Annotated in this window: 22 protein-coding genes; 10 read left to right on the top strand and 12 right to left on the bottom strand. The window is 63.6% G+C overall.

All coding sequences use genetic code 11. The annotated features are described in order from the left end of the window. Positions 1–84: 84 nt before the first annotated feature. The 4 genes from smc to RHIBR816_RS0123540 form a co-directional block, all read right to left on the bottom strand. A complete protein-coding gene (gene smc, locus RHIBR816_RS0123555) occupies positions 85–3,546 on the bottom strand; it encodes a chromosome segregation protein SMC (RefSeq protein ID WP_018239063.1) in 3,462 nt (1,153 codons plus the stop codon). Between the two features lie 256 nt (positions 3,547–3,802). Next, entirely contained in the window at positions 3,803–4,174 is a 372-nt protein-coding gene (locus tag RHIBR816_RS0123550) for an endonuclease domain-containing protein (RefSeq protein ID WP_026187356.1), read from the bottom strand. 80 nt (positions 4,175–4,254) lie between these two features. Further along, positions 4,255–5,064, bottom strand: coding sequence for a DsbA family protein (locus tag RHIBR816_RS0123545; RefSeq protein ID WP_018239061.1), 810 nt, complete (start codon positions 5,062–5,064; stop codon positions 4,255–4,257). A 121-nt stretch (positions 5,065–5,185) separates the two neighbouring features. Continuing rightward, positions 5,186–5,692: a DUF721 domain-containing protein gene (locus RHIBR816_RS0123540; RefSeq protein WP_018239060.1), complete on the bottom strand. Its 507-nt coding sequence runs from the start codon at positions 5,690–5,692 to the stop codon at positions 5,186–5,188. Positions 5,693–5,782: 90 nt separating this feature from the next. Between RHIBR816_RS0123540 and mutY the strand changes: the two genes are divergently transcribed. The 3 genes from mutY to RHIBR816_RS0123525 all read left to right on the top strand — a co-directional run bounded on the left by mutY (position 5,783) and on the right by RHIBR816_RS0123525 (position 8,751). Continuing rightward, positions 5,783–6,871, top strand: coding sequence for an A/G-specific adenine glycosylase (mutY, locus tag RHIBR816_RS0123535; protein ID WP_018239059.1), 1,089 nt, complete (start codon positions 5,783–5,785; stop codon positions 6,869–6,871). Positions 6,872–6,921: 50 nt separating this feature from the next. Next, positions 6,922–7,584, top strand: coding sequence for an HAD family phosphatase (locus tag RHIBR816_RS0123530; protein WP_018239058.1), 663 nt, complete (start codon positions 6,922–6,924; stop codon positions 7,582–7,584). A gap of 129 nt (positions 7,585–7,713) precedes the next feature. Further along, on the top strand, positions 7,714–8,751 hold the full coding sequence (locus tag RHIBR816_RS0123525; RefSeq protein WP_018239057.1) for a calcium-binding protein: 1,038 nt from the start codon (positions 7,714–7,716) through the stop codon (positions 8,749–8,751). Between the two features lie 190 nt (positions 8,752–8,941). Here the strand turns inward: RHIBR816_RS0123525 and RHIBR816_RS0123520 are convergent, their stop codons facing one another. The 4 genes from RHIBR816_RS0123520 to RHIBR816_RS0123505 form a co-directional block, all read right to left on the bottom strand. Further along, positions 8,942–10,072: a site-specific DNA-methyltransferase gene (locus RHIBR816_RS0123520; protein ID WP_018239056.1), complete on the bottom strand. Its 1,131-nt coding sequence runs from the start codon at positions 10,070–10,072 to the stop codon at positions 8,942–8,944. 185 nt (positions 10,073–10,257) lie between these two features. After that, the gene (locus RHIBR816_RS0123515; RefSeq protein ID WP_018239055.1) at positions 10,258–10,620 is read right to left on the bottom strand and encodes a DsrE family protein; all 363 of its coding nucleotides are present in this window, start codon (positions 10,618–10,620) and stop codon (positions 10,258–10,260) included. A 110-nt stretch (positions 10,621–10,730) separates the two neighbouring features. Next, positions 10,731–11,126 (bottom strand): antibiotic biosynthesis monooxygenase, encoded by a 396-nt coding sequence (locus tag RHIBR816_RS0123510; RefSeq protein WP_018239054.1) that lies wholly within the window; start codon positions 11,124–11,126, stop codon positions 10,731–10,733. Between the two features lie 4 nt (positions 11,127–11,130). Further along, the gene (locus RHIBR816_RS0123505) at positions 11,131–11,451 is read right to left on the bottom strand and encodes an NIPSNAP family protein (RefSeq protein WP_026187355.1); all 321 of its coding nucleotides are present in this window, start codon (positions 11,449–11,451) and stop codon (positions 11,131–11,133) included. Between the two features lie 71 nt (positions 11,452–11,522). Here RHIBR816_RS0123505 and RHIBR816_RS0123500 point away from each other — a divergent pair, with 71 nt between their 5' ends. Then, positions 11,523–12,203: a winged helix-turn-helix domain-containing protein gene (locus RHIBR816_RS0123500; protein ID WP_018239052.1), complete on the top strand. Its 681-nt coding sequence runs from the start codon at positions 11,523–11,525 to the stop codon at positions 12,201–12,203. Here RHIBR816_RS0123500 and RHIBR816_RS0123495 read toward each other — a convergent pair. Both RHIBR816_RS0123495 and RHIBR816_RS0123490 read right to left on the bottom strand, forming a co-directional pair. Continuing rightward, a complete protein-coding gene (locus RHIBR816_RS0123495; RefSeq protein WP_026187354.1) occupies positions 12,157–12,648 on the bottom strand; it encodes a DUF1284 domain-containing protein in 492 nt (163 codons plus the stop codon). The genes RHIBR816_RS0123500 and RHIBR816_RS0123495 overlap by 47 nt on opposite strands. A 56-nt stretch (positions 12,649–12,704) precedes the next feature. Next, positions 12,705–13,373: a GntR family transcriptional regulator gene (locus RHIBR816_RS0123490; RefSeq protein ID WP_018239050.1), complete on the bottom strand. Its 669-nt coding sequence runs from the start codon at positions 13,371–13,373 to the stop codon at positions 12,705–12,707. 172 nt (positions 13,374–13,545) lie between these two features. On the opposite strand from RHIBR816_RS0123490, the gene RHIBR816_RS0123485 reads away from it, so the two are divergent. Next, positions 13,546–14,241, top strand: a complete 696-nt coding sequence (locus RHIBR816_RS0123485) for an HAD family phosphatase (protein ID WP_018239049.1) — start codon at positions 13,546–13,548, stop codon at positions 14,239–14,241. Positions 14,242–14,521: 280 nt separating this feature from the next. Further along, on the top strand, positions 14,522–15,628 hold the full coding sequence (locus RHIBR816_RS0123480; RefSeq protein WP_026187353.1) for an ABC transporter substrate-binding protein: 1,107 nt from the start codon (positions 14,522–14,524) through the stop codon (positions 15,626–15,628). 103 nt (positions 15,629–15,731) lie between these two features. Here RHIBR816_RS0123480 and RHIBR816_RS0123475 read toward each other — a convergent pair whose 3' ends face one another. Then, positions 15,732–16,280 carry a hypothetical protein gene (locus tag RHIBR816_RS0123475; protein WP_026187352.1) on the bottom strand — a complete coding sequence of 183 codons (549 nt, stop codon included), beginning with the start codon at positions 16,278–16,280 and terminating at the stop codon, positions 15,732–15,734. A 401-nt stretch (positions 16,281–16,681) separates the two neighbouring features. Here RHIBR816_RS0123475 and thrC point away from each other — a divergent pair, with 401 nt between their 5' ends. The 4 genes from thrC to RHIBR816_RS0123455 all read left to right on the top strand — a co-directional run bounded on the left by thrC (position 16,682) and on the right by RHIBR816_RS0123455 (position 23,247). Next, the gene (gene thrC, locus RHIBR816_RS0123470) at positions 16,682–18,088 is read left to right on the top strand and encodes a threonine synthase (protein WP_018239046.1); all 1,407 of its coding nucleotides are present in this window, start codon (positions 16,682–16,684) and stop codon (positions 18,086–18,088) included. 18 nt (positions 18,089–18,106) lie between these two features. After that, complete coding sequence (locus RHIBR816_RS0123465) at positions 18,107–19,408, top strand: pitrilysin family protein (protein WP_018239045.1); 1,302 nt, start codon at positions 18,107–18,109, stop codon at positions 19,406–19,408. A gap of 315 nt (positions 19,409–19,723) precedes the next feature. After that, positions 19,724–20,335, top strand: coding sequence for a GNAT family N-acetyltransferase (locus RHIBR816_RS0123460; protein WP_018239044.1), 612 nt, complete (start codon positions 19,724–19,726; stop codon positions 20,333–20,335). Then, positions 20,335–23,247: an EAL domain-containing protein gene (locus RHIBR816_RS0123455; RefSeq protein WP_018239043.1), complete on the top strand. Its 2,913-nt coding sequence runs from the start codon at positions 20,335–20,337 to the stop codon at positions 23,245–23,247. The genes RHIBR816_RS0123460 and RHIBR816_RS0123455 overlap by 1 nt, the downstream gene beginning before the upstream one ends. Positions 23,248–23,263: 16 nt before the next feature. Here the strand turns inward: RHIBR816_RS0123455 and RHIBR816_RS0123450 are convergent, their stop codons facing one another. Continuing rightward, complete coding sequence (locus RHIBR816_RS0123450; RefSeq protein WP_026187350.1) at positions 23,264–23,869, bottom strand: YqgE/AlgH family protein; 606 nt, start codon at positions 23,867–23,869, stop codon at positions 23,264–23,266. Between the last annotated feature and the right edge of the window lie 163 nt (positions 23,870–24,032).

Here is a 24,032-nt window from a genome sequence, read left to right as displayed (position 1 = left end):
GCACTCGGCGAAGATTTTTGCTGCAGTGCATCAAAAATGCACCGGCCGTCGCCGCATGTCCGAACTTCAAAACGCGGCAGCCGTTCAAACCGCTTCGCGCAAGCGCTCGGCCGTCTGCAGATCGACGGAAACAAGCTGCGAAACGCCCTGTTCGGCCATGGTGACGCCGAACAGCCTATTCATGCGGGCCATGGTGATCGGGTTGTGGGTGATGATGATGAAGCGCGTCTCGGTCGATGCGGCCATTTCATCCATCAGGTTGCAGTAGCGCTCGACATTGTGGTCGTCGAGAGGGGCGTCGACTTCGTCGAGCACGCAGATCGGCGCCGGGTTGGTGAGGAAGACGGCGAAGATCAGCGCCATCGCCGTCAGCGCCTGCTCGCCGCCGGAAAGCAGCGTCATCGTCTGCGGCTTCTTGCCCGGCGGACGGGCGAGGATTTCGAGGCCGGCCTCCAGCGGATCGTCGCTCTCGATCAATTGCAGCTCGGCGGTGCCGCCGCCGAAGAGATGGGTGAAGAGCCGCTGGAATTGGACATTGACCACGTCGAAGGCGGCAATCAGCCGTTCGCGTCCCTCGCGGTTGAGGTTCTGGATGGCGCTCCTCAACTTGCGGATCGCCTCGATGACATCGTCACGCTCCCTAAGGAGTGCCGCGAGCCGTTCGGAGAGTTCCTTTTGTTCCTCGTCGGCGCGCAGGTTGACGGCGCCAAGCCGTTCACGTTCGATCTTCAGCCGCTCGAGCTCGCGTTCGACGGCGCGTATGTCCGGCAGCGCCGCGTCGACGGCCAGTCCCGTCAGGCGCATCGCCTCGTGCGGCGCGCAGGACAACGCCTCCAGAATGCGCGCCTCGATCTCGACGCGACGCTCGCGGGCCGAGACGAGCCGCTCCTCGGCCCGGCCGCGCTTTTCGCGCGCTTCGGCAAGTTCCGAAAGCGCGGTCGCCGCGAGGCGATCGGCGTCACGCTGGCGGGTCTCCGCCTCGGCGAGGATGTCGGCTGCCTGCCGGCGCGCGGCCTCCGCCTTCTGCAACTCGTTCATCAAGGCGCGGCGCTTGTCGTCGAACTCGTCGGGCGCATCGACAAGTTCCTCGACCTCCTCGCGGGCCTCGGCCTCGCGATCGCGAAGCGTCGCGATATGCTCTTCGGCGCTCGCCGCACGTGCTCGCCAGGTCTCGCGCTCCGCGGCAATCGCCGTCAGCCGGCGCAGCCGCGCCTCGTTTTCGCGCGCGAGGCCATCATGCGCCGCTCGCGCTTCAGCGACTGAGGCCCGGTCCGTGGCAACATCCGCCGTCCGGCTGCGCAGCCGCAGTTCCAGTTCCGAGAGGTCAGGCGCCTCGGCAAGCGCATCGTTCGCGGCCTCGATCTGCTCGGCCGCTTCTTCGACCTGGCCCTCGAGCTGAAGCTTCGTCTCGGCGAGCACGGCGCGGCGGCGCGCAAGGTCGCCCGAAGCACGTTCGGCCGCGGCAAGCGCGTCGCGCGCCTCTGCGAGCTGCCGGGAAATCATCCGCTGGGAATCGCGCGAAAGCCGCAGCCGCTCGTCCTCGGAGCGGATGCGCGCGGCGGTGGCGGCGAGATTCTCCTCCGCCTGACGCAGGGCCTCGCCGGCATCCTCGGCTTCCGCCTCGAGCTCGGAAAGGCGATTCTTCTGGGCGAGCCTCAAGGCAGCGGTGCTCGGCGCCTCCGATCCCGTGACGTGGCCATCCCAGCGCCAGACAGCACCCTCCTTCGTCACCAGCCGCTGGCCGGTGCTCAAGAGCGGCAGCAGGCTCTCCGCCTCCGCTTCGCTTGCGACGATGCCGATCTGGCGCAGTGTGCGGCCCAGTGCCTCCGGGGCACTGACGTAATCGCTTAGCGGCAGGGCGCCACCGGGCAAGGCAGGGTCGTCCGTGTGGTTACCGGGCATGCGCCAGTGGGCGGCGGCCGCCTGCTCCAGGGGCGAATCGAGGTCGTCGCCCAATGCGGCGCCGAGCGCCGTCTCGAAGCCGCGCTCGACCTTCATGTCCTCGACGACTGCCGGATAGGTGCTGGTGCCCGAGGCCTCCAGCATCCGCCGGATCGTACGGGCCTCGGTCTCGATGCCGTTCAGCCGCGCGCGCGCCTGATCGACCGGCGGGCGGGCCGCCGCTTCTTCGGCTCGGGCTTCGGCAAGGCTTTCCTCCACGGCGGCGACGACCGCCTCGGCCTCCTCCAGCGACGCTTCCGCCGCCTCTACCTGTCCCTGCTTCTCGTGCGGGTCCGGAAGCGCCGCCATCTGGCGGTCAAGGCCTTCGAGGTCGCGCGCCTGATCGGAGAGCTGGCGGGCAAGGCGTGCCTGCCGATCGGAAAGATCCCGCAGTGTCCTGTCGAGCTGGTTGCGCGCGGCTTGCGCTTCGGCCCGCTCAGCGGTCAGCCGGGCGAGATCGGCTTCGCTGCCGGAAAGCCTTTCGTTGGCTTCCTCCAACCTTTCGCGCGCCTCCGCCGCACGGTCGTCCGCCTCGGCAAGTACGTCGCGCAGTTCCTCTTCCTCCTGGTCGAGGCGGGCGAGAATGCCGGCATTGTCGGCAACGAGCCGCTCCTCGCGGGCAATATCCTCGGCAAGCTGCGAGAGCCGCCGCTGCAATTCGTCGCGGCGGCGCAGGATGCGCCCTGCATCCTCTTCGAGCTGCGCCCGGGCGATCTGCAGGCGCTGCAGCGCCGCCGCAAGTTTCGCCTCGTTCTCGCGTAGTTCCGGCAGCTTGAGGCTCGCGATTGCCTGCTGCTTGGCCGCCTCCATCTGCGCCTGCGCCTTTTCGGCGACGAGCGCGGTGATCTGGTTCAACTGGCTGGTCGCCTCGGCTTCGGCCTCCTTCGCCTGCACCCAGCGGATGTGGAGCAGGATCGCCTCGTGCCTGCGGATTTCCGCCGACAGCATCTTGAAACGGTTGGCCTGGCGCGACTGGCGTTTAAGGCTTTCGATCTGGCTCTCGAGCTGCGAGGTGACGTCGTCGAGCCGCTCGAGATTGGTCTCCGCCGCCTTCAGCCGCAGCTCGGCCTCATGCCGGCGTGAATGCAGACCGGAAATGCCGGCTGCCTCTTCGAGCAATTGCCGGCGCGCCTGGGGCTTTGCGGCGATCAGCTCGCCGATCCGCCCCTGCCCCACCATCGACGGCGACCGGGCGCCGGTCGAGGCGTCGGCGAAGAGCAATTGGACGTCCTTGGCCCGCGCCTCCTTGCCGTTGATCCGGTAGACCGAACCCTGCTCGCGTTCGATCCGGCGTGTCACCTGGATCTCGTCGCTGTCGTTGAAAGCGGCGGGCGCCGTGCGGTCGCCATTGTCGAGATAGAGCCCGACCTCGGCGGTATTGCGCGCCGGCCGGTTCCCCGACCCCGAAAAGATCACGTCGTCCATGCCGGAGGCGCGCATGTTCTTGTAGGAATTCTCGCCCATCACCCAGCGCAGCGCCTCGACGAGGTTAGACTTGCCGCAGCCGTTCGGGCCGACGACGCCGGTCAGCCCACGCTCGATGATGAATTCCGTCGGTTCGACAAAGGACTTGAAGCCGAGCAGGCGGAGCTTGTTGAATTTCATGGGGCGCAATTCCCCCCTCTGCGATGTGCGGCGACCGCGCTGCACCCCCCTCTGCCCTGCCGGGCATCTCCCCCGCAAGGGGGGAGATCGGCTAGACGCATGGGCTTCCGCGACATCAAAGCCGAATGTGCCGAAAGCCCCACTAAGAATGACCCGTGCGACAGGTATTTGGTCGAGCGGGACATCGCCACTTGCCGATCTCCCCCCTTGCGGGGGAGATGCCCGGCAGGGCAGAGGGGGGTTAGCCACGAGCGCATCACGCGAATGTCCCCTTCCCGATAACCCGAACGATGTGCTCGCACACATTGTCGATGTCGCGCAGCACGTCGTCATTCCAGAAACGCAAGACGGTCCAGCCCGCAGTCTCCAGGCGAAGCGTACGGTGCCGATCGTAATCGGCATCGTCCGATCTCGCATGCTGCGAGCCGTCGACTTCCACGATAAGTCGATGTGCGGGGCAAGCGAAATCGACGATATAACCCGTGACCGGAACCTGCCGGCGAAAGCCGAGGCCCATCAGCCGATGCGCGCGCAACTCGTTCCAGAGTTTCACCTCGGCATCCGTCATCACGCTGCGCATGCGGCGAGCATTGGAGCGAGTTTTCGGCGGAACGTCAGTGTGAGGCATGGCCAAACCTCACGGGTTCCCGAACATAAAAAACGGGCGCACGGCCGCGGCCGTCGCCCGTTGTCAGGAAAGGCGAAGGATCAGAGCTTGCTGTCGATGAGGGCCGACAGAACGTCAACCGACATGTCCCCCGAATAATGCTCGCCATTCACGAAAAAGGTCGGCGTCGATTTCACCCCGAACTCCTTGGCGCCGCGCTGCATGACTGCGTTCACATCATCCAGAAGTTTTTGGTTCGTCAAGCAGGCCTCGAAGCTCTCCTGTGTAAAACCGGCGAGTTTCGACATTTGCAGCAGCGCATCGCGACCGTTTTCCGCGGCCGCCCACTGTTCCTGCTGCTTGAACAGCATGGAGATCATCGGGAAATACTGGCCTTCCGGTGCGCAGCGCGCCAGCATGAAGGCGGCCGCGGCGCGCGGGTCGAACGGGAACTCGCGCACGATGAAGCGCACCTTGCCGCTGTCGACATATTTTGCCTTGATGGCGTCGAAGGTCTCGTTGTGGAAGTTGGCGCAATGCGGGCAGGTCATCGACATGTATTCGACGATCGTCACCGGCGCATTGGCTTCGCCGAGCGCCATTTCCGGCAGCGCGCCGGGCTCCATCAGCTTCGTCACGTCGATGCTGCCTTCCGCCTGCGGCAGTTCGGCCTTGGCAGCCGGGGTGGATTCCTGCGCGACCTCGGTGCCGGCGGGCTTCGCCGGGCTGGCGGCAGGCGTAGCGGACGTCGAAGCGGTGGTCGTTGCATCCGCGCTCGCCGACGTTTCGGCCGGCGCCTTAGAAGCCGCCTCCTTCTGCTCATCACTGCAGGCTGCAAGCACCAGGGCGATCGCCGCGATGGCGACGCCGCTCAGCAGGCGTTTCGGAAGGCTCGTTTCGGAAGCGGACATGGACAGGACCCGTGTTCTATGAGGGGAAATTGAAGTGCGATTTCGATAACTTGCTCAGTGCAAGGCGACAAGGGGCAGTGTTTCAACTGAATTCAAAGAATTGTGACCCCTTGATGGTGAACTACTTGCGGCGCTGAGACAGGACCGCCGTGCCGAGCCGCTTCAGTGCGGCCTTGAGCGCCTCGCTTTCGATGCCTGCGACCATGGTGTCGAGCCGACGCGCCGGTTCGCCGGTCAGGGGCCGCGGCCGCCGGTACGGCTTGGGCGGCGGTGCGACAGGCTTTTGGACGATCCGCAGCTGGCCGATCGCATGGAAGCCGAAGAAACCATTGATGCGCTGGATCAGTTCGCCCTGGGCATGGGTCAGGAAAAGCGCCCTCGCGCCTTCGCAGGCAACCGTCAGCACGCCGGGCTGGTAGCCGCCATCGCTGCCGATCTCCGAGGCGCGGCGCGGCCAGGCGATCTTTTCCGGCCGCGTGCAATCGGCAAAATCCGATCCGGCAATCTCGTCCCAGGAGCCGAGCAGCATCGTGTTGATGCCGGCGCGCTTGGCCAGCACCGGATCGATCAGCCCGTTCGCAACCTCGCTGATCTGCACAACGCCCTTGCGGGACTTCGCTTCACTCACCGGAACGACTTTCTGTTCGCAACTTCGATCGAGCCTTGAAGCTCGGGCGGGCGTCGGCCAAGTATAGGCTGGAAAAGGACTCCCCGGCAAATGACGCTGAACACCATGAGGGCGACCGACGCCGCTCCCCTTCTCTTCGACTGGTACGATCGCCACCATCGCGACTTGCCGTGGCGGGTCTCGCCGCCGATGGCGGCGCGCGGCGCGATTGCCGATCCCTACCGCATCTGGCTCTCCGAAGTCATGCTGCAGCAGACCACCGTCCAGGCGGTCAAGGCCTATTTCGACAAGTTCCTGACGCTGTGGCCGAAGGTCGAGGATCTCGCTGCCGCCGAGACCGAGGAGGTGATGAAGGCCTGGGCGGGGCTAGGCTACTATGCCCGGGCGCGCAACCTGAAGAAATGCGCCCAAGCGGTGGCCTACGAACACGGCGGCCGCTTTCCGGATACGGAGGAAGGACTGAAGGCGCTTCCCGGCATCGGCGACTATACGGCCGCCGCGATCGCGGCGATCGCCTTCAATCGACAGAGCGCCGTGCTCGACGGCAATGTCGAACGGGTGATTTCCCGTCTTTACGCCATCGAAACGCCGCTGCCCGCCGCCAAGCCGGAGATGCGCCGGCTCGTCTCGGAATTGACGCCCTCCGACCGGCCCGGCGATTTCGCGCAGGCGATGATGGACCTCGGCGCCACGATCTGCACGCCAAAGCGGCCGGCCTGCTCCCTCTGTCCTTTCCGCTCCGGCTGTCGGGCGCTGACTGTCGCCGATCCCGAGACATTCCCGCGCAAGGCGGCGAAGAAGGAAAGACCGCTGCGCCTCGGCGCCGCCTTCGTCGCCATCGACAATTCCAACGCCGTCTATCTGCGCAAGCGCGCCGAGACGGGCCTCCTTGGCGGCATGACGGAGGTGCCCGGCACCGATTGGACGGCGCGGCGCGACGGCGAGACATCGATCGAAGCGCAGCCCTTCGCGGCTGGCTGGGAATCCTGCGGCACGGTCACCCATGTCTTCACGCATTTCGAGCTTCGCCTTTCGGTCTACCGCGCCAAGGTCGCGAACGCGGTGGCGGGCGGCGAGGGCTGGTGGGAGCCGATCGCGTCACTCAAGGCGCAGGCGCTGCCGACCGTCATGAAAAAAGCAATCACCCAGGCTATACCGCACGCGTTCAAACCCGTGTAAAGCAAGGCGCCTCACCGGCCAATCGCCCAGTTCTTGTTCAGGAATTGCCAATGAGCAGCATCGACATCCGCCACATCGTCTTCGACATCGGCAAGGTGCTTATCCACTACGATCCGCAGATCCCCTACTCCCGGCTCATCCCGGACGAGGTGGAGCGCGACTGGTTCTTCGCCAATGTCTGCACGCACGACTGGAATATCGAGCAGGACCGCGGCCGTTCCTGGGAGGAAGCCGAAGCGCTGTTGATCGAGGAGCATCCGGAACGGGAAGAGCATATCCGCGCCTTCCGCCGGTACTGGCACGAGATGGTGCCGCATGCCTATGAAGATACAGTCGCGCTGATGGAAAGCCTGATTACCGGAGGCCGCGACGTGACGATGCTGACCAATTTCGCCTCGGATACTTTCCGCGAGGCGCAGAAGCGCTTTCCCTTCCTGACGCTGCCGCGCGGCGTCACGGTTTCGGGCGACGTCGGCCTGATCAAGCCGGATATCGAAATCTACCGGACTCACGCCCGCACCTTCAGTCTCGACCCCGCGGCGACGGTCTTCATCGACGACAGCCTGGCCAATGTCGAAGGCGCCCAGGCGGCCGGCTGGCATGCCGTGCACTTCGTCGATGCCCAAAGGCTGAGGGCCGATTTGGCAGCCTATGGCGTGCAACCGTCGGACGTGCTTGACGGTGTCGGTCCGGCAGTGGCGACCCAAGCCTGACAGCGCGATCCTGATCGCCGAACCGGCCAGCGAATTCACGAAATCGCCGCAATCGGTTCACCCGCCATTCAGCTTCGCTGCTCCATGATCCGCGTTAGATTTCAACGCCTTCGATGAAAAGGTCGAGCAATGGTCACGCGCATCTACGGTACGAACTACGCCGATATCCTCAAGCAGAACAGCTATATCGAGGTCGAGATTTATGGCTATGACGGCGACGACGACATTTACCTGAACAGGACCGACAGCTATGGCGGGTACAACTATGTCGATGCGGGCTACGGCAACGATCTCGTGGTGAACTATTACGAAGGCGGCAACGACATTTACATGGGCGCCGGCAACGACATCTATGTCGCCGACATCCGGGCACGCGACACCAGTTCCTACGATGTTGTCTATGGCGGCAGCGGTAATGACCGCTTCGAGATCGACGGCTATGCCAGCGACTACTATGGCGAGACCGGCAACGACACCTTCCTCTCGGCCGGCTTCAACAACTACTTCAACGGCGGCACCGGCATCGACTCGATCAGCTACCAGTTCCAGGACGACTGGAGCTCGGAGCGCGGCAAGGGCGTCACGATCGACCTCGGCTACAAATATGCGACCACCGGCAGCGGCCGGCGCGAGGACCTGATCAGCATCGAGAATGCCACGGGCACGAACTACGGTCACGACGACATCACCGGCAGCTCGGTCGCCAACACGCTGCGCGGACTCGGCGGTCACGACATTCTCGAGGGCCTCGCCGGCGACGACTTCCTCGACGGCGGCAGCGGTGACGACGATCTCTATGGCGGTTCCGGCGCCGACATCCTGCGCGGCGGCACCGGCTTCGACTATCTGGTCGGCGGCACCGGCACCGACAGTTTCGATTTCAACGCGATCGGCGAATCGGTGGTCGGCTCTCGCCGCGACGTGATCACCGACTTCCACCGCTCCGAGTTCGACGTCATCGACCTTTCGACGATCGATGCCGACACCACCTGGAGCGGCAACCAGAAATTCACCTTCATCGGCAGCAGCGCTTTTTCGGGAGACGCCGGCCAGTTGAACTTCCGCTCCGGCGTTCTCTCCGGCGACGTCAATGGCGACGGCAATGCCGATTTCCAAATCAAGGTGAACGGCGTCACCAGCCTGCGCGTCGACGATTTCTTCCTCTGAGATACTTGTTCCTCGGAATACTTGGCATTCCATGCAAGGCCCCGTAGCACATCGCGGCGGGGCCTTTTGCATTCCTCATACAAACGCCCGGAATCCTCGTCGGATTCCGGGCGTTTAAAGCACTCATTCCGGGACTGAAGGTACAAGACCGGAAGGAGCGCTTATCGAAGACCCAAGCGGAACTGGTTGATCAGTTCAGTTTTGCCAGGTCATTTCGAATGACGGATCTGAGTTCGTCGATGGGCTTCAGGGTCTTCCCTTCTTCGAAATGCCAGAACGTCCATCCATTGCAGGCGTCGAGCCCCTGGACCTTGGCGCCGAGGCGGTGGATCGAGCCGGCCTCGCCGCCTGAAGCCAGCGTGCCGTCGGCGCGGACAATCGCGCTGTAGCGGCGCTTTGCGTCGGTCAGCACCGTGCCGGGCTTGATCAGTCCGCTTTCGATGAGCGTGTTGAACGCCACACGCGGTTCGGCCTTCTTGCCGGTCATGACCGAAAGCGTCGCCTTGCCGAGCGGCTGGACCGCGGCGATGCGCGCGGCGGCTGCATCAATATAGTCCTGCTCACGCTCGATGCCGACGAAATGGCGGCCGAGGCGCTTGGCGACGGCGCCGGTCGTACCGGAGCCGAAGAAGGGATCGAGAACGACGTCGCCGGGCTTGGTCGAGGCCATCAGGATGCGGGCGAGCAGCGCCTCCGGCTTCTGCGTCGGATGCACCTTCTTGCCGTCGTCGCCCTTCAGGCGCTCCGAACCGGAGCAGATCGGGAACAGCCAGTCGGAGCGCATCTGCACGTCGTCATTGGCCGCCTTCATCGCCTCGTAATTGAAGGTGTAGCCCTTCGCCTTGGCATTCGGCGACGCCCAGATCAGCGTTTCATGGGCGTTCTGGAAGCGGCGGCCCTTGAAGTTCGGCATCGGATTGGTCTTGCGCCAGACGATGTCGTTGAGGATCCAGAAATGCAGATCCTGCAGGATCGCACCGACCCGGAAGATGTTGTGATAGGAGCCGATCACCCACAGCGTGCCGGTCGGCTTCAGCACGCGGCGGCAGGCGAGCAGCCAGGCGCGGGTGAATGCGTCATAGGCCTCGAAGGAAGCGAACTGGTCCCATTCGTCGTCGACCGCATCGACCAGCGACTGGTCGGGCCGATGCAGCATGCCGCCGAGCTGCAGATTGTAGGGCGGGTCGGCGAAGACGACGTCGACCGAATTGTCGGGAAGCGCGTTCAGCGCGGCCACGCAATCCCCCTTGATGATGCTGTCCAGCCAGCTCAGCGGACGGGCGGCACGGGAGATATCGGCAAGCGAAAAAACTGAAGACATGGGCAACTCGCAAATACGCTTACTCGGGACTGACTATACGCTTATGGTTACCGAAGATGGTTACCAAAGCCTGAAGGTCGTCCAGGAAAATTTGCGGCATCGCAAATGCCGTCGCACTGCCTACAGAGACCTTCACCCATTGGCAGAGGGCTTGTCGCGTTCGCGCGGCATCGCATCGGAATGACTCAGTAGCTGATCACCTTGTCGCTCTCGGCAATCAGTTGCACTAGCTTGTTGGGAAACCCCGGCACAGCACCCCGCAAAATAATGTCGTCGGGTGCAATGTTGCGGGCCTTGGCAGACATGCCTGAGAAGTAAATCTCGGCTGTTGCGGCATTGATTGCCTCGAAATGGTCAGAAAGCTTTCCGGTACCGAGCCCTTGTACGCTTGCCGCACTGTCGGCAGTGAGGAGACTCACACCGTCTCCGGCGACGAACAGAGCCAGTTGATGGCCCTCTTCAAGGACGGCTCTAGCGACAAAGAATGCAAGAGCCGCCTTTGTCGGGTCGCTCGGTCCCACGGTCACATGCACGAGTATCTTGGCCATGATCACCTCCGTGGAACGACAGAGTAGCACCTTTATGCCGCGGCAAAAGACACTGGATGACAACCAGGTTGTATTGAGAACCCGCAAAGCGTTCCGCCGCAATAAAAGTATTAAAGCGACCTTTGCGCGTCCGATAGACGCGCAGCGCTGTGGGTGGCTCTGGCTTCATGCCATCGCCGGCTGTCCGCGGGTGCCTCGTGGCGGTCGTTGAGGCCGTAGTCCCGAACCACCGTCGCGATCCTCAGCCGGTAGTCGGCGAAGACGCCGTTCCTACCCGCCGCCTGCGCCGCGCGATGGTCCGCACCGTTGCGCCAGGCCTTCACCGCCTCCTCGTCCCGCCAGAAGGAGAGCGACAGCAGCTTGTTCGGATCGGCCAGGCTCTGGAACCGCTCGATCGAGATGAAGCCGTCGATGTCGTCGAGCAGCGGACGCAGATCGGCGGCAAGGCCAAGATAAGCTTCGCGCTTGCCCTCGGCCGGCACGACTTCGAAAATCACAGCGATCATCGTGTCACTCCTTTCCATGCGGCAGCGAGACGTTCTTCAGGAAGATGCGGTCTTCCCTGAGGATGAATCGCTCGCGCCGGGCGAATTCGTAATTCTCGCGGCCGAGCGGATCGGCGGCGAGCCGGGCTCGATAGGCTTCGTAAGCGGCAAGACTCTCGATATTATAAACGCCATAGGCGGTCGTCGCCGAGCCTTCGTGCGGTCCGAAATAGCCGATGAGGTCGGCGCCGCAGCGCGGGATGGCCTTCCCCCAAATTTCGGCATAGGTGGCGAAATCCTCCTTGCGGAACGGATCGATCTCGTAGCGGATGAAGCAGGTGAGCATGAGTTTCTCCTTGTTGACGATCTCGATCATGCCCGCTTGTCCCGTCCGGATGCTTCGATTACGATCGAAGTATGAAGGAAGGTCCCGACATTGCCCTGATCGGATCGTTGATCGGCGATCCGGCCCGCGCCAACATGCTGACCGCGCTGATGGGCGGGCAGGCGCTGACGCCGACGGAGCTTGCGGCGCATGCCGGCATCACCCTGCAGACGGCAAGCTCGCATCTCGCCAAGCTCGAGGCCGGCGGGTTGCTGACGCAGCGCAAGCAGGGACGGCATCGCTATTATGCCTTGAGCGAGGACGAGGTCGGGCTGATGCTCGAAAGCCTCATGGGCTTTGCCGCCAGCCGCGGCCTGACGCGGCACCGGCCAGGACCGAAGGATCCGGCGCTGCGCAAGGCGCGCGTCTGCTACAACCACCTCGCCGGCGACTATGGGGTGCGCCTGCTGGACAGTCTTGTTGCCGCCCGGCAGATCGAGATGATGGGTGACGACCTTGCCCTGACCGATGCAGGCCGGGTCCGCGTCGAAGCGCTCGGCATCGACTACGCCATGCTCCAAAAATCCCGCCGGCCGATCTGCCGCACCTGCCTCGACTGGAGCGAGCGCCGTTCGCATCTCGCCGGCTCGCTCGGCGAGGCGCTGCTGACGCTCTTCATCGACAAGGGCTGGGCAAGACGCGAAAAGGACAGCCGCGCCGTCCGCTTCAGCGACGAGGGCGAGAAGGCTTTCCTGGACCTCTTTCCGCTATAGCTTCTTCGGAAGCGGGCGACGCACATTCGGCCTGAACGAGAGTTCCGTCGAAGCCGTCATGCGCGATGCGCGTGCAGAGCCCGGACCATTCGCATTCGTCGCATGCGGCACGGGTCAGACCGGCCGCAAAGGCGGCACGCAGGGCATGCAGGCGCTCGCCGTCAAGGTTGAGGACAGAACCGGCCTTCAGCGAGACGCCAAGCCGATCGGCAGTTGCGGCCAAGGCCCACTCGTCGCGGTCGCGAACGCTACGGTTGCGGCAATGGGCTTCGGGGCGATCCAGCATCGGTGCGCAGATCTCGTCCGGCCCTTCGACGATTTCGATATCCTCGCCTGCCGAAAGGCGCTCGGCAATCCGGCGGAAGTTCTGCGTGAAGGCGGGCGTGTAGCCCTCGCCGACGAAGGTGAGCAGACACAGGAGATGATGTCCCCGAAGACGAACCATCAGAACATGGCCACCCCGTTTTCCAACTTGCCGCAGGAGTTTACGTCAATAAGGCCTTAGCCGACGATCGAAAAAGCGTCGCGGATTTCGCCGCCTGCGGTCTTGATGGGCGTCTTGCCGATCCAGCCGACATGGCGCTCGAGTATCGTCGCAGCCTCTTCGCCCCTTCCCTGGCGCAGGGCCGCCAGGATCGCGCGGTGGTCGTGATCGGTGCGCGCCTCCCAGCTGGAGCGCCAGGCGGAGAAGAGGAAACGGGCACTTGCCGCATGAAGATCGTCGATCGCGGCAAGCAGGCGCGGCATGGCACAGGGCTCGAGGATCAGGCGGTGGAACGCACGATTTGCCGCCTCCCAGCTGCGCACGTCGCGGGATCTGTCCGCGGCCGCCGTTGCCGCCTCGGCGCGATCGAGAATGGCGGGTGCCAGATGCGGTATGGCATGGCGGAGCGCCAGCACCTCGAGCGCCGCGCGCATCTCCGCCACCTCGCGCACTTCCTTGAGATCGAAGGACGCAACGCGCACGCCCCGGCGTGGCTCGCTGACGGCAAGCCCTTGCGCCTCCAGGCGCCGGAAGGCCTCGCGCACCGGCACGTGGCTGGCACCGAACTCTTCGGCGACGTGATCCTGACGCAAGCGCTCGCCCGGAGACAGGGCGCCCGAGATGATCCTCTCGGCAAGCGCCCGGCTGATCCGGCTCGCAAGCGTGTCGTCGTGTTCCTTCTTCATGCGCTACAGATAGAGGCGCGGCCGCGGCCTGTCGAGCAAGGCGCACCCTCTGCAGGACGATTTCCAAAGGTTGAGCTTTGTTCTGCCATCGTATAAATCTGCCGCGGCCCTATTTTCACGCCGCACTTCAGCCTCCTCCCCTGGCAGCGGCGCCGTTTCCCAAGGACGCAAAATGATCGGTATCGACCTCATCATCTTCGACTGCGACGGCGTTCTCGTCGATTCGGAAATCATCGCCTCGGAAGTGCAGGCGGAACTGGTGAGCGAGGCCGGCTATCCGATCAGCGTCGAAGAAATGAATGAGCGCTTCGCCGGCCTGACCTGGCGCGACACGCTTCTGACGATCGAAAAGGAAGCCAGCATACCGCTCTCCGCGTCGCTGATCGATCGGGTCGACACCATCCTCGACAAGCGGCTCGCCCGCGACGTCAAGATCATCGAGGGCGTCAAGCCTGTACTGATGCACCTCACCCTGCCGCACTGCATCTGCTCGAACTCCACTTCCGCGCGCCTGGCGACAATGCTCGGCAAGGTCGGCATCAGGGATCACTTCGGCAAGCATATCTATTCGGCGCGCGACCTCGGACCCGACCGGGTCAAGCCGAAGCCGGATATCTTCCTGCACGGCGCCGCCCAGTTCGGCGTCGACCCGTCCCGCGTCCTCGTCATCGAAGATTCGGTTCATGGCATCCATGGCGCGCGCGCCGCAGGCATGCGTGTCGTCGGTTTCACGGGCGGTTCGCACACCTATCCGTCGCATGCCGACAAGCTGACGGATGCCGGTGCCGAGACCGTCGTCTCGCGCATGGCGGCGCTGCCGGGCGTCATCGCCGCGCTTGCCGAATGGTCCGAGTCTCTCACGGCCTGATTCTCCTCGGCCACGGGTCCGATCGCGCTTTGTGCCGGTGATCTGCGCAAGAGGGGCCATGACCCGCGCCCGGCCGACGCGCGAAGGCGGCATGCCGCATGTCAGACGCACGGCCCTCCTCCAAGATTCAGCGACTTTTCGGACGGCCTGCGAGGGCTATATCAAGACCGACCACTGCATCCTCCCGCAAGTCGGAACCGATCTCGGGACAGCAGTTCAAGGTGCTGCAGCGGCCCTCGTGCATCGGCGCTGCAGGCAATATTCCCAAGGAGGAAACGCGATGCGTCTTTCACTAATGACCGGATTGACCCTGGCGGCCGGCGTGGCATTTGCGCCGCTCGCCCATGCCGACATCACGCTCGGCGTTATCACCCCGCTCACCGGCCCGGTTGCGGCCTTCGGCGAACAGGTGAAGAACGGCGCCGAGGCAGCGGTCGAAGCCATCAACAATGCCGGCGGCATCAAGGGCGAGAAGGTCGTCATCAAGATCGTCGACGACGCCGGCGAACCCAAGCAAGCCGTCTCCGTCGCCAACCAGCTTGCCGGCGAAGGCGTGCGCTATGTCGTCGGGCCGGTGCTTTCCGGCACGGCCATGCCGGCATCCGACGTGCTCGCTGAAAACGGAATCCTGATGGTCACTCCCACTGCGACCACGCCGGACCTCACCACCCGCGGGCTCTGGAACGTGCTGCGCACCTGCGGCCGCGACGACCAGCAGGCCGTCGTCGCCGCCGACTACGCGGTCAAGAACCTCAAGGACAAGCGCGTCGCCGTGCTGCACGACAAGGGTGCCTACGGCAAGGGCCTCGCCGACGGCTTCAAGGCGGCGATCAATGCAGGCGGCATCACGGAAGTCGTATACGAGGGCTTGAACGCGGGTGAGAAGGACTTCAACGCCATCGTCACACGCCTCAAGTCCGAGAATGTCGATGTCGTCTATTTTGGCGGCTATCACGCCGAAGCGGGCCTGATGATCCGCCAGATGCGCGACCAGGGCGTAAACGCGCAACTCATCGGCGGCGACGGCCTCTCCAATACCGAGTTCTGGGCGATCGGCGGAAACGCTGCCGAGGGGACGATCTACACCAATGCCAGCGACGCCACCCGCCACCCGGCCGCCGCCCCGGTGATCGAGGCGCTCAATGTGAAGAACATCCCGGCGGAAGCCTTCACGCTCAACGCCTATGCCGCCGTCCAGGTGCTCAAGGCTGGCATCGAGAAGGCGGGCTCCGCCGAGGATGCGGCCGCGGTTGCGACCGCGATCAAATCCGGCGAAGCGATCGACACCGTCATCGGCAAGCTGACCTATGGCGAGACCGGTGACCTCACCTCGCCGAGCTTCTCGCTCTACAAATGGGAAGCCGGCAAGAGCGTCGCTGTGGAGTAAGTCTGTTCTGACAGGCGGAAGCGCCGGGGCTAGACCCCGGCGTTTGTTTCCAAGCGCTGGACTCGGACGACATCTGCCTCCGCGCGGACTCCCGCGACGCCTGCTACTGTTTCTTCTTCGCCGGCCCCTCGTCGAAGCCAACGAAGATCTTGGCATCTGATCCGGCTCCGGCCGGCAGGGTGACATTGGCCTTGGTGAAGATGAATTGCGTGTTGGTGCTGCCCGGCGGGACTTCGACCGGGAATTGCGTCAATTCGGAGTAGAGCGTCTTTTCGCCGTCGGTCGCTGCCACACGGATCGGCATCGTCAGCTTGCCCGGGCCACCTGCGGGACCGGCCACGACACGGCCCTGGGCGACCACCGTCACCGTCAGGGAGTCGGCACTCTGCACGCACTGCCGCGTGGTGTCGGCAAGCGACGCCTGGTAGACCACCTTGGTCGGATCGTCCTTGCCGCCCTTCGCATAGGTGCGATAGGAGGCCGTACCGTCTCTCAGCGACACGGGCGGGCATGCCGCCTGGATCACAGCGGGAGTTGGCGCGGCCGCGCTGCCGCCCGCTTCGATGGCGCCGCCGTCCTGCGTCTTGGTACAGCCGGCGACGGCCAAAAGGACAGACATTACGAGAAGATGGCGAGACACATTGCCAGACACGTTGCACAACCTCTACTGAACCGGTGAAACTTCCAGACCACGGCAGTTGCGGCCGATGGGCCAAAGCTGTCGCGATCCCCTCTGCGCCTGAAGCAGGAGCCCATGCACTAGCCCCTCCTCCTCCAGACCGACGATGGCCTTTCTCGGCCTTCGGGCATCGTCTATAGCAGCGGCGAATCGAAAAATCGACCGGTCGGCCGTCGCAAGCCCCAATTTCCGGAATTTGGAAATTTGCCATGGTGACAAGAATGGCCGCGCGATTTTCGGCGAATTCGAACAAATAGGTGCCCGGGCGGCAGTTCTCCCTTAAAGGATACGCAACGCCGGCATGATAGCGCCGGTTAGGAACGCGGGCCGTCGGCCTACATGGCCGCTGTAACTTTGAGATGCGGTAACGAAGGATGAAGAAGGTGAAGTATATTTCGACGCGGGGGGAAGCAGCGCCCCTTGGTTTCTGCGACGCTCTCCTGGCGGGACTTGCCCGTGACGGCGGCCTCTACCTGCCGAAGGAATGGCCCACCTTCTCGAAGAAGGAAATCCGGGCGCTGCGCGGCAAATCCTATCAGGAAATCGCCTTCACCGTTCTCGAACCCTTCATGAACGGCGAAATTCCGGCGGCCAAGCTCCGCGGGATGATCGACGAGGCCTACGCCACCTTCCGCCATCCGGCCATTGCACCGCTCGTCCAGACCGGTCCCAACTCTTTCGTCGCGGAACTCTTCCACGGTTCGACGCTCGCCTTCAAGGACGTCGCCATGCAACTGCTGGCGCGTCTCATGGACCACGTGCTTGCCGAGCGCGGCGAACGGGCGACGATCGTGGGGGCCACGTCCGGTGACACGGGAGGTGCCGCGATCGACGCCTTTGCCGGCCGGGACCGAACCGACATCTTCATCCTCTTCCCGCACGGCAAGGTTTCGCCGGTGCAGCAGAGGCAGATGACGACCGCCGGTGCGTCGAACGTGCATGCGATCGCCGTCAAGGGCAATTTCGACGATTGCCAGAACCTCGTCAAAGCCATGTTCAACGACACGGCCTTCCGCGACCGCGTCAAGCTCTCGGGCGTCAACTCGATCAACTGGGCGCGCATCATGGCGCAGATCGTCTACTATTTCACGACGGCAATCGCGCTCGGCGGTCCGGACCGGAAGATCTCCTTCACGGTGCCGACCGGCAATTTCGGCGACATCTTCGCCGGCTATGTCGCCAAGCGCATGGGCCTGCCGATCGACAAGCTGGTGATCGCGACCAACGAGAACGACATTCTGGCGCGCACGCTGAAGACCGGCCGCTACGAGATGCGCGAAGTCAAGGCGACGACCGCGCCCTCGATGGACATCCAGATCTCGTCCAACTTCGAGCGACTGCTTTTCGAAGCCTATGAGCGCGAGGCTTCCAAGGTGCGCGCCGCAATGGCGAGCCTCAAGCAATCCGGCTCCTTCGCCATCGATGAGGGCGCGCTGAAAAAAATCCGCAAGGAATTTCGCGCCGGCCGTGCCTCGGAAAAGCAAGTGGCCGCGACGATCCGCGACACGTTTGAGAAATCGGGCTATCTCCTTGATCCGCATACGGCAATCGGCGTCTCAGTCGCGGCCAGGCACGAAAAGCCGGCGGCACCGATGGTGACGCTCGGGACCGCCCACCCCGCAAAATTTCCCGACGCGGTAAAATCGGCAAGTGGTATTGACCCCGCGCTTCCAACGTGGCTTGCTGATCTCATGACTAGGGCGGAGCGTTTCGATATCCTTGATGCGGAGCTGAAAAACGTCGAAACCTTCATCGGCGAGCGTACCCGCGTTCGGGACTAGAACGAACGAAAGACACGGATGATGAAAGTTGAGTGCACCCGGCTCCCTTCCGGGCTGACGGTGGTAACCGAGCGGATGCCGCATCTGGAAAGCGTGGCGCTCGGAGTCTGGATCAAGTCCGGCTCGCGCAACGAAACCGTGAACGAACACGGAATAGCGCATCTGCTGGAGCACATGGCTTTCAAGGGGACGAGACGGCGCAGTGCCCGTCAGATCGCCGAAGAGATCGAAAACGTCGGCGGCGAGGTCAACGCCGCCACCTCCACCGAGACGACCTCCTACTATGCCCGGGTGCTCAAGGACCACGTGCCGCTGGCGGTCGACATTCTTGCGGATATCCTCACGGAATCGACCTTCGACGAGGAGGAGCTTCGGCGCGAGAAGCATGTCATCCTGCAGGAGATCGGCGCGGCCGACGACACGCCGGACGACGTGGTCTTCGACCGCTTCGCCGAGACCGCCTACCGCGACCAGACTGTCGGCCGGCCGATCCTCGGCACCCCCGAAACGGTGATGTCGTTCACGGCGGACCAGATCCGGCAGTATCTCGGCCGCAACTATACGACCGACAGGACCTTCATCGTGGCCGCGGGCGCAGTCGAACATGACGCGATCGTGCGCCAGGTCGAAGAACGCTTTTCCGCCCTGCCGGTTTCGCCGCTTGCGTCTCCCGTCCTCGAGACGGCACACTACACCGGCGGCGACAGCCGCGAGAGCCGCGACCTGATGGATGCGCAGGTGCTGCTCGGCTTCGAAGGCAGGGCCTACCACGCCCGGGATTTCTACTGTTCGCAGATCCTTGCCAACATCCTCGGCGGCGGCATGTCCTCGCGCCTCTTCCAGGAAGTGCGCGAACATCGCGGTCTCTGTTATTCGGTCTATGCCTTCCATTGGGGCTTCTCCGATACCGGCATCTTCGGCGTCCACGCCGCAACCGGCGGAGAAAACCTTCCCGAACTGATGCCGGTCATCATCGAGGAGCTGCGCAAGTCCTCGACGAACATCGATCAGCAGGAAATCGAGCGTGCTCGCGCGCAGATCCGGGCGCAATTGCTGATGGGGCAGGAAAGCCCGGCGGCGCGCGCCGGCCAGATCGCCCGCCAGATGATGCTCTACGGACGCCCCATTCCCAACGACGAACTGATGGAACGTCTGTCCGGGATCACCATAGAACGGCTGACCGACCTCGCCGGCCGGCTCTTCTTCGATACGGCCCCGACACTTTCGGCGATCGGTCCCCTCGAGCAACTCGCTCCGATGAGCGATATCGTGTCGTCGCTGAACATCAAGCCCGCAGCCGTCCACGCCCTCGCAGGCTAGACTTAGCACCTGCTGGAGGCGCCTCGCCTCCGGGTCTAGGTCAGGGTGGACCCTGAACCCAGCGAATGTCGTTGCAGGATTGGGCGCAAGCGCCCGCGAGACCCGTGATTTTCTCGCATATCGCCAAAATCGGATTCGATTTAGGCGTTAACTTGTGCAACGCTCCACAATGACACAGCGCCTTCGAAATCGTTGAATGATGGCGCGATCCGGGCTGAAACCTCGGCCCGGCTGCGTAAGTTGAGCCGAGCGGGATGAGAAAAAGCGTGAAGCGACCTCCGCCCGCAGGCATGCGAGTTTGGCCCGGAGGCATATATGGCACGATCGGTTTTTCGGTTCCTGTCACGGCAGCCCGAATCGGTCGAGATCGCCAATAAGGACTACATTCTTCGCCTGCCCCGCTATTCCGATTATCGGCAATGGTACGAATTGCGCAGCGCGAGCCGCAGCTTCCTGGAGCCGTGGGAGCCGACCTGGCGGACCGACGAAATGACCGAGGGCGCGTTTCGCAGCCGCGTCATCCGCAACGAACAGGAATATGCTTCCGGGCAGGCGGTGCCCCTGTTCCTGCTGCGCAAACCCGACGAGACCCTGCTCGGCGGCCTGACGATCGGCCATATCCGCCGGGGCGCGGCGCAGAATTGCATGATCGGATATTGGATGGGGCAGAAATATTCGGGCCAGGGCCACATGTACGAGGCGCTGAAGCTGACGATCCCCTACATCTTTTCGACCCTCGAGTTGCACCGTATCGAAGCAGCCTGTATTCCAGAAAACGCTCGGAGCATTCGGCTCCTTGAAAAGGCCGGCTTTGAGCGCGAAGGCTACTTGAGACAGTACTTGAAGATAAACGGCCAGTGGCGCGATCACCTGATGTTTTCGCTTCTGTCCGCGGATGCCGTACCGAACAGGAATATGCCCCTTTGATGCCCCTGACCCGCAAGCCGTTCGCATGGCCAGCCGCAAGGCTGACGGCCTTTCTGGTCGCATTTCTCGTCTTCCTCTTCGGCGTCGCGGGGGGCGTCGCCCATGCCCTCGAACCGGTGAAGATCTCGCGCGAAGATACTGCGCTCGACCTGACGACGACGACGGAGATCTATTCCGGACGGGGCGAGGCTTTCCAGGTTTCCACCGCTCCCGGAACCGACGGCATCGTGCGGCGCATCGAGGTCCGGTCGAGCACGGAGAACCACCAGGGCGACTGGGCCGTCTTCGCGCTCGCCAATGTTTCCGAAGAACAGCTCGAGCGAGTGATCGTCGCGCCGCATTTCCGGCTGGTCAATTCGAAACTGTTCTGGCCGGACCTCGGCTCGCAACGCGTGCTGTCGATCACACCGAGCGAGGGTTTCGCGCTCGACCGGCAACCGAGCGACGAGGCTGACGTTTTCCGTATCACGCTCAATCCCGGCGCCGTCATCACCTTCGTTGCCGAACTTGCGACACCGGAGCTGCCGCAGATCTACCTCTGGCAGCCGGACGCCTACAAGGACACGGTCAACGCCTTTACGCTCTATCGCGGCATCGTGCTCGGGATTGCCGGGTTGCTCGCGGTGTTCCTGACCATTCTCTTCGTCGTCAAGGGCACCTCGATGCTGCCTGCGACAGCGGCACTCGCCTGGGCCGTGCTTGCCTATATCTGCGTCGATTTCGGCTTTCTATCGAAGCTGATCAGCGTGACGGCAGATGACGAGCGCATATGGCGAGCCGGAACGGAAGTCTTCCTGGCGGCGGGCCTGGTGATCTTCCTCTTCACCTATCTCAACCTGAACCGCTGGCACCAGCATCTTGGCTATGCGACGCTCGCCTGGATCCTCGGCCTGGCTTTGCTGTTCGGCGTCGCCGTCTACGATCCGGCGATTGCGTCGGGCATCGCGCGGCTTTCCTTTGCGCTGACGGCGACGGTCGGCATCGTGCTGATCGCCTATCTCGGCTTCAACCGCTACGACCGTGCCATCCTTCTCGTCCCGGCCTGGCTGCTGATCCTCGTCTGGCTTTTCGGGGCGTGGCTCGCGGTCACCGGGCAGCTCGCCAACGACATCGTCCAGCCGGCGCTTGGCGGCGGCCTGGTGCTGATCGTCCTCCTGATCGGCTTCACGGTGATGCAGCACGCCTTTGCCGGCGGCGCCTACCAGCAGGGCCTCTTCTCGGACCTCGAGCGGCAGGCGCTGGCGCTGACCGGCTCGGGCGACACCGTCTGGGACTGGGACGTGGCGCGCGATCGCGTCGTGACGATTCCGGATATTTCGCATCAGTTGGGCCTGTCGCTCGGCACCATGAACGGCCCGGTCCGCAACTGGGTACCGCGGCTGCACCCGGATGACCGCGACCGTTTCCGGGCGACGCTCGACGTGCTTCTCGAACACAGGCGCGGCCGGTTGAACCATGAATTTCGCGCACGGGCAGAGGACGGCCACTATCACTGGCTGTCTATCCGGGCACGGCCGGTGCTCGGCGCCAATGGCGAGATCATCCGCTGCGTGGGCACGATCGTCGACATCACCGAACAGCGCAATTCGGTCGAGCGGCTCTTGCAGAACGCACTCCTCGACAACCTGACGGGCCTGCCGAACCGGCAAGTGTTCCTCGACCGCCTACAGGCGATCCTGCTGATGTCGGACGGCACCACCGCGACGCGGCCGACGGTTCTCGCCATCGACATCGACCGCTACAGGCAGGTCAACGACCTGCTTGGAATCGCAGCCGGCGACAATATTCTGATTGCATTGACGCGGCGGTTGCGCCGGCTGCTGCGCCCGCAGGACACGCTCGCCCGGCTCGGCGGCGATCAGTTCGGGCTGATCCTCATGTCCGAGCGCGACCCGGCGAAGATCGCCGATTTTGCCGATGCCATCAGCAAGGCGATCATGGTGCCTCTCAACTACGGCAACCGCGAGATCAACCTCACCGCCTCGATCGGACTGGTATCGTGGCTCGATCAGGAGCAGAGCGCCGCAAGCCTGCTCGACGATGCCGAGCTTGCGATGTTCCGCGCCAAGAAAGAGGGCGGCCATCGTGTCGAACCCTTCCGGCCAGCCTTCCGGACATCCGGATCGGATCGCCTTCAGCTCGAAGCGGACCTGAAGCGGGCTATCGAACGCAAGGAACTGTCGCTCGTCTACCAGCCCATCGTCCGCCTCAGCGACGCGGAGGTCGCCGGTTTCGAAGCGCTGATGCGCTGGGATCATCCGAAGCGCGGCAGTATTTCGCCGACCGAGTTCATCCCGATCGCGGAAAATTCCGACATCATAAACCAGCTCGGCATGTTCGCCTTCGACCAGGCGACGAGCGATCTCTCCGAATGGCAGGTCCAGACCGGCGATCTGCCGATTTTCGTCTCGATCAATCTTTCGAGTGCGCAGCTCCTCAACAGCGGGCTCTATGACGATGTCCGCGCCATCCTCAACAAGAACCGCTGCGATCCTGCCAAGGTGAAGATGGAACTGACCGAATCGCTGGTGATGGAAAATCCGGAACAGGCCCGGCTCGTGCTCGAAAAGCTGAAGGAATCGGGACTACGGCTCGCCCTCGACGATTTCGGCACCGGCCATTCCTCGCTTTCCTACCTGACCCGTTTCCCCTTCGACACGATCAAGATCGACAAGGCGCTGGTTCGCGACCCGAGCGACAAGCGCGGTGTCGTGCTGCGCTCGGTGATCGCCATGGCGCGCGAACTGGACATGCGGGTCGTTGCCGAAGGCATCGAGTCGGAGGAGGATGCGATCCAGCTTGCGCAGATGGGCTGCGATTATGGCCAAAGCTTCCTGTTCGGCCCGCCCGTCGGCCCGGAGTCGATCCTGCGGCTCCTGAAGGAGCGATTTCCACTCATGAAGCGAGCGTAATCGGGGAAGCCTTCGATCAGGCGTGGCCGGCGTCGGGGGAGAGCATTGCCGACGAGATGCCCATCAGCGCCAGCGCTCGGTCGTATTTCTCATCGAGGTCGCGGCCGAAGATCAGCTCTTCGCGCGCCGGGCAGGTGAGCCAGCCATTGCTGACGATTTCGTTTTCGAGCTGGCCCGGTCCCCAGCCGGCATAGCCGAGCAGCATCGTGGCCTTGAGGGGCCCCTCGCCGCGCGAAATGGCCTTGACGATGTCGAGCGTCGCCGTCAGGCAGATATCGTCGCTGACCGGAATGCTCGAATCGCTCAGATAGTCGTCCGAATGCAGGACGAAGCCACGGCCAGTCTCGACGGGGCCGCCAGCCTGGATCTGGAATTCGCGCGCTGCCGAAGGCAGCCGGATCACTTCGTCGGAATCAAGCAGTTGCAGGTGCAGGAGCACGTCGGGAAAGGTCAGCCGTTGAGGCCGGTTCAGCACGAAGCCCATTGCCCCGTCTTCCGAGTGGGCGCAGACGAAGATCACCGTGCGGGCAAAATTGGCGTCGAACATGCTGGGCATGGCGATCAGGAACTGACCGTCAAGGAAGCCGCGTTCGCGTATCTTCTGCTGCATTTTTGTCGCCATAACGAAGACAGCCTACCAATTCGGTACGAAATGAAAAGCGTCTCTACGTCGCGCCGGCCTGAATTTGCACGCGCGACGCTCTTTCGCGTTGCTTTCGATCTCCAGCGAACAAAGACAATCTGGCCGCAAGGTTGGAACCCAAAACGGGCGGCATCCGTCACCC

Origin of the sequence: Ensifer sp. BR816, assembly GCF_000378985.1 — a bacterium.
In the GTDB taxonomy this organism is placed as follows: domain Bacteria; phylum Pseudomonadota; class Alphaproteobacteria; order Rhizobiales; family Rhizobiaceae; genus Sinorhizobium.
This window is presented reverse-complemented; position numbering and strand designations above follow the sequence as displayed.

Excerpts from the sequence above, each read along its gene's own strand:
- RHIBR816_RS0123500 (WP_018239052.1), top strand. The coding sequence starts at position 11,523 with ATGAAGGAAGGTCCCGACATTGCCCTGATCGGATCGTTGATCGGCGAT.
- RHIBR816_RS0123525 (WP_018239057.1), top strand. The coding sequence starts at position 7,714 with ATGGTCACGCGCATCTACGGTACGAACTACGCCGATATCCTCAAGCAG.
- RHIBR816_RS0123485 (WP_018239049.1), top strand. The coding sequence starts at position 13,546 with ATGATCGGTATCGACCTCATCATCTTCGACTGCGACGGCGTTCTCGTC.
- RHIBR816_RS0123530 (WP_018239058.1), top strand. The coding sequence starts at position 6,922 with ATGAGCAGCATCGACATCCGCCACATCGTCTTCGACATCGGCAAGGTG.
- thrC (WP_018239046.1), top strand. The coding sequence starts at position 16,682 with ATGAAGAAGGTGAAGTATATTTCGACGCGGGGGGAAGCAGCGCCCCTT.
- RHIBR816_RS0123505 (WP_026187355.1), bottom strand. The coding sequence starts at position 11,451 with ATGCTCACCTGCTTCATCCGCTACGAGATCGATCCGTTCCGCAAGGAG.
- RHIBR816_RS0123460 (WP_018239044.1), top strand. The coding sequence starts at position 19,724 with ATGGCACGATCGGTTTTTCGGTTCCTGTCACGGCAGCCCGAATCGGTC.
- RHIBR816_RS0123450 (WP_026187350.1), bottom strand. The coding sequence starts at position 23,869 with ATGGCGACAAAAATGCAGCAGAAGATACGCGAACGCGGCTTCCTTGAC.
- RHIBR816_RS0123495 (WP_026187354.1), bottom strand. The coding sequence starts at position 12,648 with ATGGTTCGTCTTCGGGGACATCATCTCCTGTGTCTGCTCACCTTCGTC.
- RHIBR816_RS0123515 (WP_018239055.1), bottom strand. The coding sequence starts at position 10,620 with ATGGCCAAGATACTCGTGCATGTGACCGTGGGACCGAGCGACCCGACA.
- RHIBR816_RS0123550 (WP_026187356.1), bottom strand. The coding sequence starts at position 4,174 with ATGCCTCACACTGACGTTCCGCCGAAAACTCGCTCCAATGCTCGCCGC.
- RHIBR816_RS0123465 (WP_018239045.1), top strand. The coding sequence starts at position 18,107 with ATGATGAAAGTTGAGTGCACCCGGCTCCCTTCCGGGCTGACGGTGGTA.
- RHIBR816_RS0123545 (WP_018239061.1), bottom strand. The coding sequence starts at position 5,064 with ATGTCCGCTTCCGAAACGAGCCTTCCGAAACGCCTGCTGAGCGGCGTC.
- RHIBR816_RS0123520 (WP_018239056.1), bottom strand. The coding sequence starts at position 10,072 with ATGTCTTCAGTTTTTTCGCTTGCCGATATCTCCCGTGCCGCCCGTCCG.
- RHIBR816_RS0123455 (WP_018239043.1), top strand. The coding sequence starts at position 20,335 with ATGCCCCTGACCCGCAAGCCGTTCGCATGGCCAGCCGCAAGGCTGACG.
- mutY (WP_018239059.1), top strand. The coding sequence starts at position 5,783 with ATGACGCTGAACACCATGAGGGCGACCGACGCCGCTCCCCTTCTCTTC.
- RHIBR816_RS0123480 (WP_026187353.1), top strand. The coding sequence starts at position 14,522 with ATGCGTCTTTCACTAATGACCGGATTGACCCTGGCGGCCGGCGTGGCA.
- smc (WP_018239063.1), bottom strand. The coding sequence starts at position 3,546 with ATGAAATTCAACAAGCTCCGCCTGCTCGGCTTCAAGTCCTTTGTCGAA.
- RHIBR816_RS0123510 (WP_018239054.1), bottom strand. The coding sequence starts at position 11,126 with ATGATCGCTGTGATTTTCGAAGTCGTGCCGGCCGAGGGCAAGCGCGAA.
- RHIBR816_RS0123490 (WP_018239050.1), bottom strand. The coding sequence starts at position 13,373 with ATGAAGAAGGAACACGACGACACGCTTGCGAGCCGGATCAGCCGGGCG.